Source organism: Zoogloea sp. LCSB751, from assembly GCF_002028455.1.
GTDB lineage: Bacteria > Pseudomonadota > Gammaproteobacteria > Burkholderiales > Rhodocyclaceae > Zoogloea.
In genome coordinates, this window is record NZ_MWUM01000518.1 from 1 (window position 1) to 244 (window position 244).

Here is a 244-nt window from a genome sequence, read left to right on the forward strand (position 1 = left end):
CACGAGCATTGCAACTTGTGGCTTTTTTAACAATTTTAGTAATAGTTAAACACTATAACTTTTAAACCGTATGACTTTCTAACTCGGCAAGTTGTTGGCGCTGACCATCAGAAATCGGTTGTTTATTTTTGCCGGTTTGGTCAAAAAACACAATGACGGACGATGCGGTGGCGACGACTTTTTGCTGGGCCGTGCTAAAGTAAACATAGTCATGGGTCAGACTGGTATTGCCTATTTTTTTGGC

1 protein-coding gene is annotated in these 244 nt (G+C 41.0%); it reads right to left on the reverse strand.

Annotated elements, in window-relative coordinates:
• Positions 1–61: 61 nt before the first annotated feature.
• Positions 62–244 (reverse strand): hypothetical protein (locus B4920_RS27550; RefSeq protein ID WP_216820126.1); only part of this gene is annotated, 183 nt, incomplete at its 5' end.